At 59.6% G+C, this 17,759-nt stretch carries 23 protein-coding genes; 2 read left to right on the forward strand and 21 right to left on the reverse strand.

Annotation, left to right across the window (positions count from 1 at the left end; genetic code table 11):
* Positions 1-8 precede the first annotated feature (8 nt).
* The 18 genes from ACM6JQ_RS17895 to ACM6JQ_RS17980 all read right to left on the reverse strand — a co-directional run bounded on the left by ACM6JQ_RS17895 (position 9) and on the right by ACM6JQ_RS17980 (position 14,667).
* A complete protein-coding gene (locus ACM6JQ_RS17895) occupies positions 9-1,175 on the reverse strand; it encodes a phage tail sheath subtilisin-like domain-containing protein (protein ID WP_414894366.1) in 1,167 nt (388 codons plus the stop codon).
* Between the two features lie 103 nt (positions 1,176-1,278).
* Entirely contained in the window at positions 1,279-1,722 is a 444-nt protein-coding gene (locus ACM6JQ_RS17900) for a hypothetical protein (RefSeq protein WP_414894367.1), read from the reverse strand.
* A gap of 2 nt (positions 1,723-1,724) precedes the next feature.
* Entirely contained in the window at positions 1,725-3,683 is a 1,959-nt protein-coding gene (locus tag ACM6JQ_RS17905) for a phage tail protein (protein WP_414894368.1), read from the reverse strand.
* Positions 3,684-4,286, reverse strand: coding sequence for a phage tail protein I (locus ACM6JQ_RS17910; RefSeq protein WP_414894369.1), 603 nt, complete (start codon positions 4,284-4,286; stop codon positions 3,684-3,686).
* Position 4,287: 1 nt separating this feature from the next.
* Positions 4,288-5,169 (reverse strand): baseplate J/gp47 family protein, encoded by an 882-nt coding sequence (locus ACM6JQ_RS17915; protein WP_414894371.1) that lies wholly within the window; start codon positions 5,167-5,169, stop codon positions 4,288-4,290.
* Positions 5,166-5,492: a GPW/gp25 family protein gene (locus ACM6JQ_RS17920; RefSeq protein WP_414894372.1), complete on the reverse strand. Its 327-nt coding sequence runs from the start codon at positions 5,490-5,492 to the stop codon at positions 5,166-5,168. Before ACM6JQ_RS17920 ends, ACM6JQ_RS17915 begins: the two co-directional genes overlap by 4 nt.
* Positions 5,493-5,497: 5 nt before the next feature.
* Positions 5,498-5,746: a hypothetical protein gene (locus ACM6JQ_RS17925; protein ID WP_414894373.1), complete on the reverse strand. Its 249-nt coding sequence runs from the start codon at positions 5,744-5,746 to the stop codon at positions 5,498-5,500.
* Positions 5,747-5,800: 54 nt separating this feature from the next.
* Positions 5,801-6,337, reverse strand: coding sequence for a phage baseplate assembly protein V (locus ACM6JQ_RS17930; RefSeq protein WP_414894455.1), 537 nt, complete (start codon positions 6,335-6,337; stop codon positions 5,801-5,803).
* A gap of 29 nt (positions 6,338-6,366) precedes the next feature.
* Positions 6,367-6,882 (reverse strand): hypothetical protein, encoded by a 516-nt coding sequence (locus tag ACM6JQ_RS17935; protein ID WP_414894375.1) that lies wholly within the window; start codon positions 6,880-6,882, stop codon positions 6,367-6,369.
* On the reverse strand, positions 6,875-7,540 hold the full coding sequence (locus tag ACM6JQ_RS17940; protein WP_169430199.1) for a hypothetical protein: 666 nt from the start codon (positions 7,538-7,540) through the stop codon (positions 6,875-6,877). Before ACM6JQ_RS17940 ends, ACM6JQ_RS17935 begins: the two co-directional genes overlap by 8 nt.
* A complete protein-coding gene (locus ACM6JQ_RS17945; RefSeq protein ID WP_414894376.1) occupies positions 7,537-7,857 on the reverse strand; it encodes a hypothetical protein in 321 nt (106 codons plus the stop codon). The genes ACM6JQ_RS17940 and ACM6JQ_RS17945 overlap by 4 nt, the downstream gene beginning before the upstream one ends.
* A gap of 2 nt (positions 7,858-7,859) precedes the next feature.
* On the reverse strand, positions 7,860-8,855 hold the full coding sequence (locus ACM6JQ_RS17950; protein ID WP_073473022.1) for a major capsid protein: 996 nt from the start codon (positions 8,853-8,855) through the stop codon (positions 7,860-7,862).
* A gap of 62 nt (positions 8,856-8,917) precedes the next feature.
* Positions 8,918-9,262: a head decoration protein gene (locus ACM6JQ_RS17955; protein WP_073473024.1), complete on the reverse strand. Its 345-nt coding sequence runs from the start codon at positions 9,260-9,262 to the stop codon at positions 8,918-8,920.
* Positions 9,259-10,413 carry a head maturation protease, ClpP-related gene (locus ACM6JQ_RS17960; protein WP_414894377.1) on the reverse strand — a complete coding sequence of 385 codons (1,155 nt, stop codon included), beginning with the start codon at positions 10,411-10,413 and terminating at the stop codon, positions 9,259-9,261. The genes ACM6JQ_RS17955 and ACM6JQ_RS17960 overlap by 4 nt, the downstream gene beginning before the upstream one ends.
* Positions 10,410-11,891 carry a phage portal protein gene (locus ACM6JQ_RS17965; RefSeq protein WP_414894378.1) on the reverse strand — a complete coding sequence of 494 codons (1,482 nt, stop codon included), beginning with the start codon at positions 11,889-11,891 and terminating at the stop codon, positions 10,410-10,412. The genes ACM6JQ_RS17960 and ACM6JQ_RS17965 overlap by 4 nt, the downstream gene beginning before the upstream one ends.
* On the reverse strand, positions 11,891-12,097 hold the full coding sequence (locus tag ACM6JQ_RS17970) for a phage head-tail joining protein (protein ID WP_414894379.1): 207 nt from the start codon (positions 12,095-12,097) through the stop codon (positions 11,891-11,893). Before ACM6JQ_RS17970 ends, ACM6JQ_RS17965 begins: the two co-directional genes overlap by 1 nt.
* A gap of 1 nt (position 12,098) precedes the next feature.
* Entirely contained in the window at positions 12,099-14,093 is a 1,995-nt protein-coding gene (locus ACM6JQ_RS17975; protein WP_414894380.1) for a phage terminase large subunit family protein, read from the reverse strand.
* Between the two features lie 4 nt (positions 14,094-14,097).
* Positions 14,098-14,667 carry a terminase small subunit gene (locus ACM6JQ_RS17980; protein ID WP_339450372.1) on the reverse strand — a complete coding sequence of 190 codons (570 nt, stop codon included), beginning with the start codon at positions 14,665-14,667 and terminating at the stop codon, positions 14,098-14,100.
* A 448-nt stretch (positions 14,668-15,115) separates the two neighbouring features.
* Here ACM6JQ_RS17980 and ACM6JQ_RS17985 point away from each other — a divergent pair, with 448 nt between their 5' ends.
* Complete coding sequence (locus tag ACM6JQ_RS17985) at positions 15,116-15,403, forward strand: hypothetical protein (protein WP_414894381.1); 288 nt, start codon at positions 15,116-15,118, stop codon at positions 15,401-15,403.
* A 235-nt stretch (positions 15,404-15,638) separates the two neighbouring features.
* Here ACM6JQ_RS17985 and ACM6JQ_RS17990 read toward each other — a convergent pair whose 3' ends face one another.
* Complete coding sequence (locus ACM6JQ_RS17990; RefSeq protein ID WP_414894382.1) at positions 15,639-15,986, reverse strand: phage holin family protein; 348 nt, start codon at positions 15,984-15,986, stop codon at positions 15,639-15,641.
* A 215-nt stretch (positions 15,987-16,201) separates the two neighbouring features.
* Here ACM6JQ_RS17990 and ACM6JQ_RS17995 point away from each other — a divergent pair, with 215 nt between their 5' ends.
* Positions 16,202-16,969 carry a hypothetical protein gene (locus tag ACM6JQ_RS17995; RefSeq protein WP_414894383.1) on the forward strand — a complete coding sequence of 256 codons (768 nt, stop codon included), beginning with the start codon at positions 16,202-16,204 and terminating at the stop codon, positions 16,967-16,969.
* 37 nt (positions 16,970-17,006) lie between these two features.
* Here ACM6JQ_RS17995 and ACM6JQ_RS18000 read toward each other — a convergent pair whose 3' ends face one another.
* Positions 17,007-17,390, reverse strand: a complete 384-nt coding sequence (locus tag ACM6JQ_RS18000) for an antiterminator Q family protein (RefSeq protein ID WP_414894384.1) — start codon at positions 17,388-17,390, stop codon at positions 17,007-17,009.
* A gap of 2 nt (positions 17,391-17,392) precedes the next feature.
* Positions 17,393-17,689, reverse strand: coding sequence for a hypothetical protein (locus ACM6JQ_RS18005; RefSeq protein WP_414894385.1), 297 nt, complete (start codon positions 17,687-17,689; stop codon positions 17,393-17,395).
* Positions 17,690-17,759: the final 70 nt, after the last annotated feature.

The following is a 17,759-nucleotide window of genomic DNA, read 5'->3' on the forward strand; positions in this document are numbered from 1 at the left end:
ACGCCCCCTTAGGCTGCTTCAAGCACTTCGGTCATCCACTGATCGGTGACTTCGAAAAGGAAATTCGGGTTCTCTGCCGGCGGCACGTCGGTGAAACGGATGCGCCAATACACCTTGCCCTGGGCGATCTGGCTGGCCGTGTTCAGTTCGGTGTCGGCGAACACTTCAAAGTTGATGATTGCGCCCTGAGCTTTCAGGTCGCGCATGAACGCATCCAGACCGTTGGTGACATCGGTCACGTAGGTCTTGGTGATCGAACGGTCGACGGCCCACTTGTGCCCGGCCTGCACCGCGTCCATGAGGATGAACAGCGTGCGAACGCGGGTAACGAAGGCCCACTTCGGATCGCTCGACAGCGTGCGGTTGCCCCACAGGCGATAACCGTCATCGCGAATGATCGTGGTGATATTGGCGTTGTTGAGCAGGTTGGCCCGGCAGGTCTCGTCGCCGTCCAGGTACTCGACCGCGCGACCGGTACCGGTGATGCCGGTCAACTCCTTGTTCGATGGCGAAGCCCAGAAGCCGTATTCAGCATCCGTCCAGGCAAACAGCCCCGCCGCCCAAGCCGAACCGGGCGCGTCGACCGTCGAGCTGGTGACGGTGTCCCAATACTTGACGCCCGGGTCGACCATGAACAGGTTGCGACTGCCGAAGTTCTCGGCGTAGGCAATAGCGGCCTCGTCGGTGGTACCCGGACCGTCGATGATGCCGATAGCGCGCAGCTTCTGCGCCACGCTGTCGAGCGCCGTGGCCACCGCCTGAGTCGCGGTGTGGCCCGGGGCGATCAGCAATCGCGGCTGGGCGTTGAAAAGGCTCTTGCCGTCGAGCAGCGCCTGTAATCCAGTACGCTGCCCCGACTCCAGCACGCCGCCGATGATCGCCGAGGTTTGCAGCGCAGGGTCTTCCAGCTTGGCCACGCCGATGGCGACGATCACCGCCTTGGCTTTGACGTAGATCGCCTGACAGGCCTTGGTGATTGCCGAATCGGCGCCGAAGGCGGCAATGGCTTCGCGCTCGGTGGTGATCAACTTCAGTTCGCCGGCTTTTGCCGTGCCGCCGCCGAGAACGCCCGGGGTGAAGGTGGCACACAGACCGATGATCGAAGAAGACGGCAGCGAGATGGTGCGCGAACCAGTGTCGACCGACGTGGTCGTGACGCCGTGGAAAAAACTCATAAGGGTCAGTCTCCAGAAACGAAAAAGCCCCGCATAAGCGAGGCTGTGAGGGTGTTCGTGTTACGCGTAACGGAAAAGAAAACGCCCCGTCAGTGCGGGGCGTTTAGTTGGGTTGTGCTGACAGCCAGGTCGGCGCCGGCGGTCGGTGTTCGGCGAGGGGGAATTGATCCCCTTGCGGCCAGTCGCGCAACTGCCGGCGGTAGGCCTGCAACTCCGCGTATTGGTCTGCCGTGAGCGAGGTTGCGCCGCCCTCCTCGATCTCGTCGCGGTGACGGGAAACCAGCGGATCAGTCAGCGCCAATTGCCCATCACGCCAACCGCGTTCGACAGCGGCCAGCGCCTCGGCATCCAGTGCCGGCGGGTCAATCAACACCGGTTGACCGTTGGGCCGTGACGACATCATTTTTGGACTGGTCGACAGCTCATTGAGCAGCGATTGCCAAACGCTTTCCGAGACCTCGACCACGTCCGCCGGCATGTCCGCGCCATGGATCTCGGAGCGATAAGCCCCACACATGGATGGACTGAAATATACAATTTTTTCCACGTTCAATTCCCCAAAGCTCGCCAGAAAACTTGCCACCCAACCGAAGCAGCGCCGGCCGCGTTCTGTACGCGAAGCTTGCAACCGGCCTGCGTGTAGTTGGTATCCATCACCGCGTGCATCAAGGCCGACGAACCAAAGTGCATTGGCGTGACATTGCGCACCCCATTGGGGAACGGGATAGGGTATGTAACGTAAACATAGCCGTTCGCATCCGTTATGCCGACGCCCCATTGCTCGATCAGCCCCGAGGGTAATCGCTGGTAACCAGTGGCCCCGATAGAATTACCGAACTCAGGCGCATATTTCAGGGCCGCCATCCCATCCTCAACAACCCACTGCCCATTGCCCGCCGTAACTTTGATGGTAGACAGGGACTGAAGAGGGACAGAAGTCATCGAATTAACGGACATCGCGCTAATAACATCTGCACCCTGCCGAACAATGTTGACCACCCCCGGCGTCGTGTTAAACAGGAAAAAATTCGTACCGGTGGGCACCGCACTAACAAGTGGCAGGGTCAGCGTTCCTGATGCTGCTAGCACAATGCGCTGGCCAGCGGCCGCAACACTCAATGTCGCCGGCAGCGCCGCGATGTCGAAACGGCCCGAAAAACTCCCCAGCGCGCGCTGCACGAACTCAGTAGTTGCCAGCGCTTTTCCGGCGTCGAACTGAGGCTGCGTGACAAAATGGGCGCCGCTCATCGTACCGGCAAAGCGCAGAGACGCCGTGCCGCCGATCAGCCGCCACTGGTCTTGCAGGCGGATGAACTCAGCCGTGTCACCCAGAGCCAACACCAACGGGCCGGCCACGCCGGTCGAGGTGTACACCACGTCAGCACCGGCCGGGACGATTTTAAGACCCCCAGCGCCGGCACAAACAAGCGTAATGGTTGCAGCCTGCGCGACACCTGCCGTCGGCGGCAAAGTGGCCTGAAGCTGCGCAGCAGCGGAAAAGCTGTGAAGGCCACCGACGTGCGCGGCCGTCAAAGCCAAGCTTGCAGCGTTCGTGGAGAAGCCCGAGAACTCGACACCACTACGCTTTACAAACTCCGCTGTAGCGATCGACTTGCTGCCGTCGAATTGCGCCGGCGTCGGGGCCGTGGGATTGCCGGCAAAGCTTGGCGACAGCAGCCGGGCAAAGCCGTCTGTAATGTCCTTGAACGTGAGCGCCGTGGTGCCCACGACAATCGGGCCATCGGTTACCAGTTGCCAGATCGTGTCGGCCTGCGTCGCACCCACCTCGACCGCTACCGTCAGATTCGGCGTGACCTTCGCGTTATTGTCGGCATCCTTGGCCCGCGCCCAGGCACCCACAGCCACCACATACGGGCCGTTATCCTTGGCGGCCGCCTGATTCTTCACCAGCACGCGATCGCCGGCATTCAGCGAAACACCGTCCACGACCTGCAAACCGACCAAGGCGATATTGGCCGTGGTCGCCGCGCGCACTGACTGCTTGATGTCGAGCTTGCTCAGCTCTTCCAGAATGCGCGAATCAACATACTCACGCGTCGCCAGTACCACCGACGGGTCGATCTTGAGGCTGATTTGCGCCGTGCTGGAAACGATCAGGTTCATCCGCACCACTTGCGTACGACCCGATCCCTGTGACAGCACCGGCTTGAAACTCGGCGCACAGTTGGCCACCGCCACCAGATCACCGTCAGCGTCATACAACCCGACCTCACGAATCCAGCGCCCGCCCTCGTCGGCCGGAATGACTTGCTCGGCAATGATCACCGCCGGGTTCACCGGATCGATGCGCAACTGATTCAGCGGCCGGCGGCGCCATTCGTTGATCAGTTTGGATTGCTTGGCACTGGGCTGCGGATCGGTTTCGTTGGCATCGCCCAAGCCCATTTCCGTGATGTTCCAGGGCACGCCCAGCACATTGGCATTCGCCAGCTTGGCCGCCCCCACGTCCGTCAGGATCGCGAAAAACTTTGAGTTCGCATCAATCATTTAATAAATGTCCATGATGTCTATGGAGTGTTCACGGCCGACCACGCCGAAGCTGCCGGTTATCTCGATGTCCTGCATTTCCGGCGGGAATATGTCGAGTTCATCGCCGTCGTAGAGCGTCACACCCACATTCAAATTGCCCTGTGTTTCCAGGCTGATCGCCAGCCCGGTCATGTGCCGGGTGACGGGCTTGGCGTCGTCAATCAGGCGATCAAGCTCCTGATACATTTCCTCGGTGATACCGGTATCGAGAACGCCAATCTTCAGCGCGAATGTGCCCGGCACGCCCTCGGGCACGGTCTTGAACCACTCGACAATCTCGATCAGATAACCCAGCGGCTCGACCACGCGACGTATCGCGCCGATCGTGCCCTTGTGCTTGTGGATGTAGTACGACGCCTTGATGGCCGCGCGCTTGGTCGCCTCAGACCATCGAAAGTCCCAGCGATCGACCGACCACGCCCACGCCAGATGCGGCAGCAGATGCACCGGACAGGTGTCGGGGTTGTAGAGGTCGCGCAGTGGGACAATCGTCTTTTCGAAAAACGCGGCCTCCATGGCCCGTTCCAGTTGTGTGCTGTTGAGCGGCAGTAGACTTTTCATATCAGCCCGCCAGCCTCACGTTGTAGCGCGTACAGAACGCCGCCTGCGCCTTCGTCGGGGCCAGATCCTGCCACCCGACCAACTCAACCCGGGCAACGCCGGCAACGTGCAACTGAGCGTCAACAGCGGAGCGTGCGACCTCAACGCCCAGCCGCTTGCGTGGATTGATCCAACCGGCCAATCGGCTTTTCGCTTCGGCCAAACTGGCATCCGCTTCCGGGCCAGCACTGGCCATGTGCAAAATGGCGTCTATCTCGTAGCGGATCACCTGCGCGCTCTGCACAGTCACCCGATCACCGACCGGGCGAACGTCATCGTCATCCAGCGCAGCGGCCACCGTGGCCAGCAGCTCCGGCGGCGCTTCACCCTCCCCATCAAACCCCAGCACCGTTACCGTAACGTAGCAAGGCTTCGGGCTTTCAGCCGTGGCGTCTGCCACCAGCCCAGAAGCGTTACGCGCATGCAGGATGTAGCTGTTGCGCGGGCCGGCCGTGGTCAAACCCTCATAGGCCAACTGGATGCGTTCGCGAAACGGGTCGTCGTCTTCCATGACCTTGGGCACCGGCGGCACTGCCAGCAGATCCTCGGCCTGAATGACCAGGCGCTGCAGATTGACGTTGGCCCCCAAGTGATCGAGGTCGCCGCGAATGGCGTGCGCCAGCAATAGCGCCTTGCCGGCATCATTGACCCGGGCGCGGTTGCCGACCTTGTTGTAGGCCCCAACCTCAAGCACTTTGACCACGGGATCGCTTTCCAGCGCGGCCGTCCAGTTGCCACCCATGTACCCGCGAAAGACGCCTAAACCATCCTGATAAACCTCTTCGAAGTCCAGAGGCTCCAGCACGGTCGGCGCCGGCAGCGACGACAGATCTACGGTACTCATGCGGCCACCTCCAACGTGACGCTGTCGCCCAGGTACGTCCCGACGATTTGCAGATTGATTTGCCCACCAATGACGGAAAGGACACGCACCTGGTCGAGCTTCAAACGTGGCTCCCAGCGCCCCAAAGCGCGGGCGACCTCAGCCTGTACGGCGCTTTTCCAGCCTTCGTTGATGGGCAAATCGACAAACCGCCGTAGCTTGCTGCCGTATTCCATACGGTGCCGGCGACTGCCCAGCGGCGTGCTCAAGATGTCGGCAATGGATTGCCGCAGATGCTCGATGCCGGATATGGGTAGGCCGGTCTGGCGATCCATTCCGATCATCGATGTCACTCCTTGAACGGCTCGTATTCTTCGCTGGTTTTCAGGAACTTGACCGCCTCGATGTCGGAGGCCGGCACCACGACCGTCGCCTTCTCCACCGGATAGGAACGGTCAGTACCGGGCACGATCACCAGTCGCGACGTGTAGAGCTTGTCGCGGAATTTCAAGGAGTCCGGCGATGAGTAAGTTGAGGATGACAATGCCGGTTCCGAGGACGTTTGCGCATCGGTTGAGGTCATATCGATCTTGGCCATGTGGTTCTCCAGGCATGAAAAAGCCCGCACTGGGCGGGCTGTGGTGAGTTGAAATTAATGCGTGTGGTGGTTGCTGTTGCCGGTGGCATCAATGATTGCGCCGGCGCTAGTGATGCCCTTGGTAACGTGTAGCGCGCCGTCGATCATTACCGCCGCTTTCAAATTGATGTTGCCGGTGGTCACGTTCACCGCGCTATCGGTCACGACCGCTTCCGTGCTGGCTACTTTGATGGTGACCGTGCCGCTCGGCAGGGTGATGCTGTAGCTCTTGGCCTGCCAGTCGTAGATCAGCGAGCCGCCATCATCAAAACGCCAGACCTCGACGTGGTCGCGGTTATCTGGCGGCGGTCCGGCATTGCCATACAAGCCCGGGACAAATGTGCCTTGTGACACGTCACCGCTGGGACTGATCAAACTGCCCTGCTCGCCCAAAGACGGCGCCCGCCAGTGCCTGGCCTTGCCGGCGGCGATGCTGTGCCACCGCACCCAGGCGCTGACCCATTCACTGCCATCAGACACGCGACATACCGGCGGCGAAGCGGACAGATCCAGCGCGACCACGTAGCAAGCCTTGACCACGCCGGCGAGCATCCGGTCGTGCTGGGCGCTCGCGTAGCCACTCACACATCCTCCGCAGGGACAAAGTCCTCTTTGGCGTCGTTGTTGAATCCAATGAGCAACATTCCCGGCGGTTCGTCGGGCCAGAGCCATTCCTCCGGGCCGAGATAGACTTGCTGAGTCCACTCCACCAGCCACACGGTGTATCCATCCAGGTGCGGCTGGGTAAAGTCCTGCAGCGATTGCACAAACTCGGCGGGTTGAACTGCTAGCCCCCACGTTTGCGAACGCAGCAACACCGCCAACTGGGTCGCCAATTGCACGGCCTGTTGATGATGGTGCGGCAAGATCGGGTCAACAATGATCCTAGCCTCAAACTTGCAGACCAGCGAGGTTTCGCCGGTGCCGATATCGGAACCCGGCTCGATCTCGGCCACCTCCAGAAAAACTGCTGGCAGCAACACGCGATCCTTAATATTTGGCCAGGCTGTGACGGCCTGCACGCCAGCCAAGTGGGTACGCAGATGCTGTTCTACCGCCCGATAAAGCTGGTCCAGGCTGAACGGTTCTTCAGACATTGCCGATCCTCTTAAGGTATTTCTGCAGCTCAAAGTTGAGTTCTTGTTTGAGAATCGCCAACAGGATCTCGTCTGCCTTTTTGACCCAGCTGTCGAAATGCGGCCGGGCTTGCTCCAGCGACACCTTGGCCTTGGCCAGCGGGAAACGACTTCCGTTTTCGGCGACCCAACCCGAACTCGGCCCGCGACCAGGGGAAACCGTGCTGTCCGGGTAGTCGTCCGCGTTGAAATGCTTGGAGGCTGTGCGGATCCAGATGTCGGGCTTGTTGCCGTAGACCTTCTTGAGAAAGGCACCTTCGTAACGCCGCCCTGCCACCGACACACCGCTCCCGGTCTGCCGCGCCCGGCCGATCCGGCTGGATTCGATGGTGTTCAACCCGAACCACAGTTTGCCGCTCGCGGCCGCGCCGGAAACTGGATAGCTGCGCAACCGCTGACGCACCGCTGCTACGGCAATGCGCTCTGACCGGCTGACGGCTCTGGCGATGTGCGTGCGCAACCTTCCCAACGTCTTGTTGATCGCGCGCCGATGCGCCGCAGCAGCCGCTTTCGGCACCACCTTGGCAAAGTCCTGGAACGCCTGAAAATCTGCGGCCGAGGACTGGATAGAGATCATCCCGCCCCCGGCCGAGGGTTTGAAATAGCTGCCGACGCTCATGGCCGCAACCTCAGAATCAGGGCGACCAGCCCGTCACCTCTCGGTTCGAGCTGGATCAGGTCGTAGTCACCACCGCCATCCAAGGCAGGCAGGTCAACGCTGACCAGCATGCCCTGTTCCAGACCTTGCGAATCGCTGACGCGGATCTCGAAGCGAGGCTCACGCAACCCGGTGTTGAGCTTGCCGAACTTGGGTTGCAGCCAGGGCGCGGCAAACATGCCGAGCACAGGCTCTTCGCGACCCTCGATCCGTGCGGTGTCGCCCAGCGTTTCGAACACCACCGCGTCAACCTCGGCGATCAGATCGCGAAAGCCCATGGTCAGAGTTCCAGCAGGATCTGGGCTCGCGGTCGAGTGCACAGGTGCAGCGGGTTGGACTGTGCTTCACCGGCCATACCTTTGTTGAAGGGCAGCGGCTCGATCATGCTGTAGTACGGGATGCCCTGGGTGTTGACCGTTTCCATGTAGTCGGCCGGTGCAAACACGGAGATGTACAGATCGGGCACGCCTTCCGGAACCAGCAGCGCCTTGTCGTCATGCACGAACGACACGCCAGCGACCTTGCCACGGTAGCGTTCCCAGATGATGCCGCCGAACTCGAAGCTTTCCCGGGCGTCGCCACGCAGCGCTGCCGCTTGCTGACTGTTGAGGTAGGTCTCTTTGACCGACTTGTGAACAATCAGCTTGTTCCAGAAGTTCTTGCCGCAGAAAGCGCGCGAACCGGTACTGGTCACGCTACCCAGCGCATCCTCCTGCATGTCCAGCGCCTCACCGCACATGACCCGCAGCTCGGTATCGGCCTTAGTCAGCCCCATGGACATCTTCTGACGCTGCACACCGAAGCGCTCATACAAGTCCAGCAGCACCGTCTGACCGTCAGCGTCGAGGATCTGGCCGTTGAGTGCGCCCATGCGCTGGAACTCATGCGTGGCGTCCAACTGACGACGCGCCTTTGCCAGACGTGCATTGACCACGTCCTGCACGGCCTGCAGCTCAGTGCGAGTGCCGAAGGCGCGGATGCCTTGAATCTCATCCGCCTTGATGGTGAAACGCTCCGGCAGGTGCACGGTGTTGAACGGGATCAGGTTGCGCTTGCTCGCAGCAACCACCAGGCCAGAACCACCGCGCTCACCGGCCGGCACCAGTGCGAGGGTGTCACCGTCCTTTTCAATCTGTACGGTCAGGGTGGTAATGCCTTCCTCGCGGAACAGACCCAGGGCGCTGATGCGGCCCGGCAGGTAGGGTTGATCATTGAGTGCAGCGGTCAGCGAGGTAACGGTAAACGCTTCGTCTTCAAAAATGGCGATATCGGCCATGGGTACTCTCCAGAAACGAAAAATCTCGCACGCGGCGGGATGCATACAAAAAAAGGATCGACTTAGCGGACGATCACGAAATGGGTGGCGAGTGCTTTCTCGGCGGCCAGATCCAGACCGGTCAGGTGCGCTTCGCTGACCTCGGCCAACCGCACCACGGCGCGACCGCGCCGCACCACATCGGATTCGCCAAGCGGGCCGTAGAGAATGGCGACAGCATTTTCGGTGCCGTCCTCAGCCGTTGGGTTGTACGGTGCGAATTCGCCGGAGGCGGTCACCAGTCCGAGGATTTGTCCGGGCCACAACTCTGGACCGGCCGCGACGTTGATCGCTTCACGCGAAATATTGCCGGCGCCTTCGGACAGCAGGAATTCACCCGCGTGCATCGGTTCCTGTTTGATGGTCATGCTCTTGCTCCTTTCGCGCTTTGCGCGGTTCCAGTTTGGGCCGCTTGGCGAGCAGCCCAAATCGAGTTGGGGTCAGGTTGTTTGGCCAGCACCTTGGGCGCCAGGTCGTCCGCCAGCGGCAGACTGTTGTCGATTTCAAAGCCCTTACCGCTGGTGACAATCTTGTCGAACAGACGCGCCCGCACCGCCGGCGCATCCAGACCTGCCGCGACATACTCGGCGCTGAATTCAGGCAGCCGCGCGGCCACGCAGAGGTCGTTAATCGCCTTGGCGCGTGCCAGACCCGCCAAAACGACCTCTTCGCTTTCAAGCTGGGTGGACTTGAGCAGCGGCTCGATCAGGTTGCTGATGCCCGCCGCCGTGCAGCGCTGAGTGACCAGCAATGCCAACTTGGTCGAGTCGACTACAGGCGGCACCAGCGGCGGATCGACAGGATCAAGATCCGGATCCGGTTCGGGCGCCTCGTCGAGCTGGGCCAGCAAATCAGCCGGTGCGTTCTGGAATCGTTGCAGCACCGCGCCTTGACCGAGACAGGCTTTGACCTTGACGCCGTCGCCCACTTCATCGGCCAGCCCCAACGCCACCGCTTCGTTGGCGGTCAGCCAAGTTTCAGCATCAACCATTCCCCGCAGTTCGGCGTCATCAATGTCGGGCGCCTTGGCCTTATAGGCCGCGATGATCGCCTCCAAGGTCTGATCCAATACATCAGCAACCCGGCGGAAGTCCTCAGCGCTACCGCCTGTATAGGTGTATGGGTTGTGAATCATCAACATGGCGTTCGCCGCGATGACTACGCGGTGTGCGCCGCACACGGCCACACTGGCCGCACTCGCGGCCAGTGCATCGATCCGGCCGGTGCAGCGCTCACCCAGCCGCGACAGCGCGTTGTGCATGGCCAGACCGTCGAACAGGTCACCGCCGATACTGTTGAACGCGGCGACCACCGGCGACACACCATCATCCATGGCGCGCAGATCCTGCACGAATTGATTGGCAGTGATACCCCAAGCACCGATCTCGCCATAGACGAAGACTTCGATCACTCGCTCGGTGGCCTCGCCGCTGGCATGAACGGCATACCAGGTCTTGTCCTTGACATCGACGCGTTTGCCGGCGCGGTTGTAAATACGCGGTTTCGCGCTCTTGCTCATGGTTGCTCCTTGTCGTCGGTGTCTTCGACGGCATCAAGGGTGTTGTAGTTGAGGCCCAATAAGGTGGCGCGCGCCAGATCGGCGGCGTTTTCCAGATCAACCGTTTCGGCGTCGTAGCCGGTACGCAGGACCATCTCGCTGCGCGACGAAAAACCGGCTCTCACCTCCATCGCTCGTGCTTGCACGTCCTGAACCGGCTGGATATAGGCCCAGCCTTGCGGTACCCAGCGAGTGCGAAGGTACTGGCGGCGCTTCTGTGCGTAATCCTCCAGCACCAGAACACCCGACAGCACCGCCATGTCCATCCACGCGGCCCGCACCGGGCGGCAAAGTTGATGGACGTACACGCTGAATTGCAGTTGTTCCAGGCGGCGCCGAAACTCGTTGAGCACCACCCGTAATGCTCGGTCGTTGATTCCGCGCATGTCGCCGGTGAGGATCTCGTAAGGCGTACCGCTACCCGCCGCTGCAGCCATCAACTGCTGACGCATGAAGTCCGGGTAGTTGTTGCCCGCGTCCGGCGGTTTGGAAAATTCCACCTCTTCGCCCGGACCGAGTTCCTGCATGGTGCCGGGTTCGAGCGCGACCATCGGCGTAAAACCATCGCGATCCGTAACCAGCGGCGCACCGGTAACCGGGTCGCGCGGCATGGGTCCCGATTCCGGCGGGGGGCGAGTGATGAAGCCGGCAAACAGGTTGGCCACCTCCTGACGGAACAGCACCGCGTCGTCGTAGTTGTCCAAACTGCGTAGCCGTTTCAGAACCGGCGACAAGCGCGGCACACCGCGCAACTGGCCAGGTTCGACCGGTTCGAAGATGTGCAGCACCTGCGTGGCCGGGACGCGCACTAGCTGGTTGTAGCCGGCGTTCAACGAGGCCGCATCACGCGGGTGCGACAGGTACATCCAATACGCTACCCGCTTGCCGCCGGGCGTGAACTCGATGCCGGCACGGATGACGTTGCCGTTCTTGGTGCTCTCGAATTTGTCGTGCGGCACGAACTCCGGCGCCAGGATCTGCAACTGCAGCGGAACCGCCAAACCTTCGTCCCGACTGCGAGGACGCAAGCGAACAAAGCATTCACCCGATGTTTCCACCGTGCGAGCCACCAGCGCCTGCTGGCCGTAAAAGTCGGTGCGGTCATCCGCATCCGACTCATCGACCCAATCGCTCCACAGCTCCTGCAGCAGCTTGCGCAGGGCATCATCATCGGTCGCTGGCCGAGGGGTGATGCCGGTGCCGATCAGGTTGCTGACGCGCTTGTCGATGACGTTGAAGGCATACGGGTCATTGCGAACCGCTGCCCGGGAGCGCGACCGCAAATTGCGCAGTGCCGGGGTGTTGATGCTGTTGATCCCGTTGTCGGGAGCGTCCCAGTTAGCGGATCGGCGGCCTTCACCAGCGCCTTCGTAACTGGCCTTGATGTTGGACGGCAGCACAAAGCCGTTACGGGTCAACGTCGGAAAATGTCGGGCCATTAAAGTCCCCTACCCCCGTGATAAAGGCGAACTACGCGCGAACGTAGCCCGGCGGCGCTGGCCAGCGACGAGCGTATTTCTTCGCGCGCCTTGAGCAGCTCATCGACCGTGCGGTATTCCACGGTACGGTCGGTGTAGCGCACAGTTTTCTCACCGCGAGCAATGGCCGCCTCAACCGCGTCGAGGTGCTTTTTCGTAAATGACATATCAGCGTCTCTTCAGGTAGCCACTGGTGGAGCTGCGGCGTTGTGGGGGGGCCGTTGTCGGACGTGATTTCACGGCTGGTTGCGGCGCCTGTGGTGCTGCCGGTGTTTCGACTGGCCGGCTGAGCCGCTCGCTCTGAACGGGTTGGCCACTATCGCCAGAAGCCGACTGGATGACCGCCTGCCGAATCCGCGCCCAATCGTGATCCTGGTAGCGATTGATGCCGAGGTAATGGGCCATGGCCAGGTTGTAAACCAACAGGTCGAGCGCTTCGTTGCGCTCGGCCTTGCCCTTGGTCCATTCGATGCGCTTATGCCCCCTGACGTAACGGGTGACTTTGCGCTCAGCCACACACTGGGCGAAAAAGTCATCCGGCAGGTCGTTGGCAAAGTGCAGCGCTCCCGGGCCGGTGTCGAATGCATAGCGGTTGTAGATCCAGTCCTTCGCCGTGTCGGTACCGACAATCCAAAGCTCGGCGCCATGCCGTTCAGTCAGGCCCTTCCATGTCACGTCGACCATCGAAGGTCGCTGCGCGATCACCGGCCGGCCCCGCTTGCTCGCCCCCTTGATGGCGAACACGCTGCGCCAGCGGCGCATACGACAGAACTGATAGACCTCATCCGTATGGTTACCACCGGAGTCGACCGCAGTAGCCATGATCATCAGCTCAGCACCACAAGGGTGTCGGTAGCGGGCCTTGAGTAACCCGTCCAGCGCCGCCCAGGTACGCTCATCGGCGGGGTCGCCGGAGATCACTTGAAAGTCGACCACCCAGCGCTCCATGCCAGCGCCCCAACCCATCACCATCAGTTCCAGGCGGTTGGCTTGGGTGTCAACAGAAGCGGTCAGCATCAACACGCCGTCGGGCATTGAGCCAAGCCCGTAGTTTTCCAGTCGCGCCCGATCCATCAGCACACCGGCTGAGGTTTGCTCCTGAGCGCTATCCCAGACCTTGGCCAGACGGGTGTTGTAAAACACCTGCATCGGCTCCAGATCGCCTTTGGCCTGAGCCTTTTTAGCCTTCTCGAATTGCTTGGCCAACGAGGCCCAACCGGTCCAGCCGGGCGGCGAGTACAACGCATTCAAGTTAAAACCAATGGTTTCGCCATCGCCCTGGGTGTGTGCTCGCCACTCCCCTTTCGCCAGCATCTCGCCCTTATAGCGTTCCTCGATCAGTACGTCGCAGTCGGGGCCGGCACACTGGTAATGCACAACCTGAAAATCCGCCGAGTAATGCAAACGCTCCCACTCCAGCACCTGCATGTGTTCACAGGTTGGGCACGGCACGTAGTAGTAACGCTGATCGCTGACCTCAAACAGATCAGCGATCCGGGACGCCCCCCTGACCGTCGGCGAACTGGAAAAGTAAAATTTTGCGTTACGGCCGAAAGTACTACCGCGAGTCTCGGCCAGTTCGACCGGGTCGCCCTCTTCGCCCACGTCCACACTCCAGCGATCAACCTCGTCGCCGTAGATGTAGCGTGCGGAAAGCTCCGCCAGGTTGGCCGCAGAACCGGCCGTGGTGATGTACAGCGAACCACCCTCGAACTCCTTCGTGTCCATGGTGTTGCGCGCATCTCGCGAGCGGTTGGACGCCACGCGCTCACGCAGAACCGGCGTAGCCTTGATGGTTTTACCAATCCGCGACGATACCCGCTTGGCCAATCCCAGACTGGGCAACAACGTCAGGATGTTGGACGGGGCCATATGGATCAGGCCGCCGATCCAGTTCAAGGCGATCTGCGTCTTCATCAACTGCGAAGCCACCATGGTCACCACCCGCTTGCACGGGTGGGCAGGTGACAGACAGCGCATCGGCTCACGCGCATAAGGGGTGCGCGAAGTGTGGTATTGACCAGGCTCGGCCGCACCCGTGTCGCGCGGGATGCGCATGTACTCGTCGGCCCACTGATCAATCCAGACATCTGGCTCTGGTCGCTGCCCACGGAAATACGCTTCGCGGTACACCGTCGCACCGTTCGACATTTCTAAGGACATAGGTTTAGCTCGGGGTAATGGCTTGTTGTAGATCTGCTGCTGACAGCCGCTCAGCATCTTCCAGTGTTTGTCGCAAAGCCGACGTCAGACGCTTTTCGATTTGCCATGGATCAGACAGCGAGGCCAGTTCCGGCGATAGCTGTGGCGCCATCCCAAGCAAAAGATCACGCAGTAAGCGACCGGCGTTATAGGCCGCATCTTCGACCGCTTTGCGCTCTACCAAGGTGCCTCGGGCTTTAAGGAAGTTGTCTTTTTCCTGAAGCGACAGGTAGTGCTCACGAAGCGCGCGTGACTTTTGAAAGTCGGGTACCTGACCAGAAGGGTCATCTACAAAGTCTGCGATGACTATTTCCAGCGGTGGCTGATCACTCCGCTTCGGGCGATTGCGCTCATGTCGAGCGGCGACGGCGGCCTTGCTCGGGTCGCTCGTCATGGCCAGAAGCTGCTCGCTGGCCTCCACATCAATCTGCCCGGCAGCGTTCAGAACCAGTCGTTCATTCTTGACCAGTTTGCCGACGTACTGCCTCGACCACCCCTTCAGCTCGCAGTACTCCTTGCGAGTTACAAAAGCCATGCGGCCTCCATCGTCGTGGCTTGTTAAGCCTGTCAACTAACCCGGCTTAGTTGACAGGCCTTCCGACCATTGCGCCGGGGCTGCTGTTTAAGAAAATGAACAGGCATGAAAAGGCTATACAGCCCAATAGAACCGGGGGTTACTTCACTACAAAACACTGTTTGGATCACGCGAACCCTGTCGCTGGAAACACAGAATTTCTTGTCAACCTGTCAACCACTGTCAACTAACTTTCCAGCCCTGTGGCTAACGCTTTCCCGCGGGTTTCCGACCCCGTACCACGCGAATAACCCTAGGGGCCCCCGCGTTTTTCAGAGCACCAAAGCGGTGCAGGACAATTGAGCATGGCCGTAGGCCAGCCTCGCAACTGGTGATAGCATCAAAAGAGTCCTTCACCAGTAGAGGGATTGTCGGGGAAGGACTACCCACAACTTCGAAAGGGAAAAAGATGGCTAACAAATTTCCATTTGCGCACATTCGGCATCAAGGGCAAGACATGATCATTGTCCCTGTGGATGCTGCGTTCGCCAATAAATCAAGCAACGCCCAACAGGAGTTCGTCGCAGGTTTTGAAACTGCCGTGAACCAAGCTGGTTTGGCCGGTCATGCAGTCGCCATCTGGAATACCGGGAGAAACATCGGCTTTGTCGCTCCGACAAAATGGCACGCTTTCTTCAAGTCACCGGGTATCTGGGAGCTTGTTCACGCCAACATCAACAAGGAAATTTCTCTGTAACAGCTCATCAATAGCTTGGGAGTTAACTACAGCTGGGCATAATTCCGAGTCAGGCTGAACTGATTCTTCCCTTGCCCATTGCAGCGCACGCTCAAGCGCAATGATGATCTTTTCAATCGTTCCATCCCGGCGGAAAGACAGGCTTGTTAGACCGCCGGTTTCTGTCTTGACCCAGAGTACTTCCAAGTCGTTGTCGAGTATTCGAACCTGCATTGGTCCCTCTCCTTTTGATTGACTACTGACCCGATTCACCGTTGTTTTGCTGCACCTCGGAAACGCCCAGCCGCTTGGCAGTCCAGCGCTCGTACAAGCCGATGGCAACATCTGCACCGGCCATCGCGGTCAGGCAACCCAAGGCACCCGCCGTCCAGATCGACATGCTCGCCGCAATCATCAGCATCATCGCCGAGACCCCGCAGACAATGCAGGCACCGGAGCGAAGCGCGAGCCGGCGTAGCAACGCCCAGCCCCGCGCCCCGTCCTTGTCGGCGCGCCACATCTCTCCCGACACGCCACCGACCAAGGCCAGGACGATCACTAACCAAATCGGCATCTCTGCCAGCGCTTGCTGTTCGTTTGTCATTGCTCAAAGCCCTGGTGGCGTCATTGATAGGTTCGGCTCCAGCAGCACTCCCAGCTCGGAGCGATGGGTGTGGTGGAGCCGAAAACGAAAAAGCCCCGGCGAATGCCGAGGCCATAAAAGCGAAAAACCCGACTTAATGACCGGGCTGTATTTTGGTGCCGCGCTGTATCAGCTGTGCACGGTGCTATGAAAACAGAGTTATTCCGCGCGGAAAAGTGCTTTCTGAAAACTCTGCCAATACGGATAATGCCGCCGCTCAACACCAAATCCGCATCCAATGGGATGCCAAGCTGAATTTACCTAGGAAGAAAATGAACACGAAAGGACCATCCCAGGACGACAATATCTCCGAATTTCCGGGTCGAGACAGAGACAGTGCCGAGGGTGGCATTGGAAACTCTGAAAACGCAGCTCCATCCATTGACGAACTTTCAAGACTGGCGCAATTGGAAGAGCTTCGAAACGATGCATATGAAACTCGTCTAGCACTTCAAAAGAAGAGCTTTATGAACAGAATGGTCATGATGAGTGCAGCTGGGATCGTGATCTTTATTTTCTTCTTTTTATCCGCTCGAAATCCAGAAATCTACGACATCGACACCGCCACCCTTAAAACCATCAACCAAGCAATCAACGCTCTGATTTTGTTGACCGTTCCTTTTGTGCTTGGTTCTCTAGGTGCGTTTGCAAGAACTTTGATATCGGACATAACGCCGGATCATAAAGGGGGACTTATTGTCTCATCCGGGCTTATGGGCGTGTTTTCTTGGGTTAGCATTAAGAGCGGCGTTTTAATTGCCCTAATAGCGCCGCACATCGATAAGGCCAACCTCCCAAAAGATACAGTCGTCTCAGGTCAGAGTGATTTTTACACTCTTGCTCTCGTGGCAATCTTGGTCGGCATGTTCTCCACAAATGTTTACTTAATGATCTCTCAAAAAGTCGAGCAGTTAACACGTCAGTCAAAGGCTGATAAGCCCTGAATCGGCTTAGAAACTGCCCGCCCCTTCAATGAACCAATTAGGCAGCTTCTAGAGAGCTAGTTAGAACGCAATCCACCCAAGCCGATGCGGCTCTGGCCAGCTCTCTTGCCTTCCCCTCGCTCAGCCCGAAATATCTTCCGACTCGAACCATGGGCCATTTGGCTCCGTAGTAAAGCCAGAGAATATCGCCCATTTGTTGATCCCGGCGGCACAAACGTGCGACCGCGCCATCCACGGCCATGGCCAGCTCGTCAGTGATTGAAAATGATTTCGATGCCGATGGAAGATGGTTGCGCATTATGGCGAACGCCGGAGATGTATATCCAGGAAGCCCCACCCCATCCAAACGCCACCAACCCCATTGTTCTAGCATGTACTCGGTATCGCCCAAAGGGCGGTGCAACGGTTTTCTTGTGTTCATAGTTAATCCCCTGTGTAGTTGGTGCCGCCGGCACCGCGGCCGTTGTTCTGTTGGTATTGCGCTTCAGCGCCCGCAGGCTTGAAGGAATTCAATGTAGCGATCCGCTGTTCTGCAGACTGGAGACGAATGCTCAGCTGCCTCACCAGCACTTCCAGCGGCAACGCCTCACCGGTTTCCGCGGTGACCCAGCCCGATGCATTGCACTGCAGGCAATCCAATTCATGGAATATGCCTCTGATCACTGCCCGACCACGGCATACCTGGCACTTGGCCAAGTCGAGTTGTTGAGCCTTAATCATTAACGCCTCCCCCTCGCTTTCAGCGTCTCATCCGCAGACCGGTATGCCGCATCGGAGTAATCGGCCATGG

Source organism: Pseudomonas sp. IT-232MI5, from assembly GCF_949767845.1.
In the GTDB taxonomy this organism is placed as follows: domain Bacteria; phylum Pseudomonadota; class Gammaproteobacteria; order Pseudomonadales; family Pseudomonadaceae; genus Aquipseudomonas.

What these genes read in the sequence shown, in the direction of transcription:
- ACM6JQ_RS17955 (WP_073473024.1), bottom strand. Translation starts at nt 9,262, where the DNA reads ATGACCATCAAACAGGAACCGATGCACGCGGGTGAATTCCTGCTGTCC.
- ACM6JQ_RS17990 (WP_414894382.1), bottom strand. Translation starts at nt 15,986, where the DNA reads ATGACAAACGAACAGCAAGCGCTGGCAGAGATGCCGATTTGGTTAGTG.
- ACM6JQ_RS17905 (WP_414894368.1), bottom strand. Translation starts at nt 3,683, where the DNA reads ATGATTGATGCGAACTCAAAGTTTTTCGCGATCCTGACGGACGTGGGG.
- ACM6JQ_RS17925 (WP_414894373.1), bottom strand. Translation starts at nt 5,746, where the DNA reads ATGGCCAAGATCGATATGACCTCAACCGATGCGCAAACGTCCTCGGAA.
- ACM6JQ_RS17935 (WP_414894375.1), bottom strand. Translation starts at nt 6,882, where the DNA reads ATGTCTGAAGAACCGTTCAGCCTGGACCAGCTTTATCGGGCGGTAGAA.
- ACM6JQ_RS18000 (WP_414894384.1), bottom strand. Translation starts at nt 17,390, where the DNA reads ATGAACACAAGAAAACCGTTGCACCGCCCTTTGGGCGATACCGAGTAC.
- ACM6JQ_RS17930 (WP_414894455.1), bottom strand. Translation starts at nt 6,337, where the DNA reads ATGCTCGCCGGCGTGGTCAAGGCTTGCTACGTGGTCGCGCTGGATCTG.
- ACM6JQ_RS17980 (WP_339450372.1), bottom strand. Translation starts at nt 14,667, where the DNA reads ATGGCTTTTGTAACTCGCAAGGAGTACTGCGAGCTGAAGGGGTGGTCG.
- ACM6JQ_RS17915 (WP_414894371.1), bottom strand. Translation starts at nt 5,169, where the DNA reads ATGAGTACCGTAGATCTGTCGTCGCTGCCGGCGCCGACCGTGCTGGAG.
- ACM6JQ_RS17975 (WP_414894380.1), bottom strand. Translation starts at nt 14,093, where the DNA reads ATGTCCTTAGAAATGTCGAACGGTGCGACGGTGTACCGCGAAGCGTAT.
- ACM6JQ_RS17950 (WP_073473022.1), bottom strand. Translation starts at nt 8,855, where the DNA reads ATGGCCGATATCGCCATTTTTGAAGACGAAGCGTTTACCGTTACCTCG.
- ACM6JQ_RS18005 (WP_414894385.1), bottom strand. Translation starts at nt 17,689, where the DNA reads ATGATTAAGGCTCAACAACTCGACTTGGCCAAGTGCCAGGTATGCCGT.
- ACM6JQ_RS17920 (WP_414894372.1), bottom strand. Translation starts at nt 5,492, where the DNA reads ATGATCGGAATGGATCGCCAGACCGGCCTACCCATATCCGGCATCGAG.
- ACM6JQ_RS17960 (WP_414894377.1), bottom strand. Translation starts at nt 10,413, where the DNA reads ATGAGCAAGAGCGCGAAACCGCGTATTTACAACCGCGCCGGCAAACGC.
- ACM6JQ_RS17985 (WP_414894381.1), top strand. Translation starts at nt 15,116, where the DNA reads ATGGCTAACAAATTTCCATTTGCGCACATTCGGCATCAAGGGCAAGAC.
- ACM6JQ_RS17895 (WP_414894366.1), bottom strand. Translation starts at nt 1,175, where the DNA reads ATGAGTTTTTTCCACGGCGTCACGACCACGTCGGTCGACACTGGTTCG.
- ACM6JQ_RS17940 (WP_169430199.1), bottom strand. Translation starts at nt 7,540, where the DNA reads ATGAGCGTCGGCAGCTATTTCAAACCCTCGGCCGGGGGCGGGATGATC.
- ACM6JQ_RS17970 (WP_414894379.1), bottom strand. Translation starts at nt 12,097, where the DNA reads ATGTCATTTACGAAAAAGCACCTCGACGCGGTTGAGGCGGCCATTGCT.
- ACM6JQ_RS17945 (WP_414894376.1), bottom strand. Translation starts at nt 7,857, where the DNA reads ATGGGCTTTCGCGATCTGATCGCCGAGGTTGACGCGGTGGTGTTCGAA.
- ACM6JQ_RS17910 (WP_414894369.1), bottom strand. Translation starts at nt 4,286, where the DNA reads ATGAAAAGTCTACTGCCGCTCAACAGCACACAACTGGAACGGGCCATG.
- ACM6JQ_RS17965 (WP_414894378.1), bottom strand. Translation starts at nt 11,891, where the DNA reads ATGGCCCGACATTTTCCGACGTTGACCCGTAACGGCTTTGTGCTGCCG.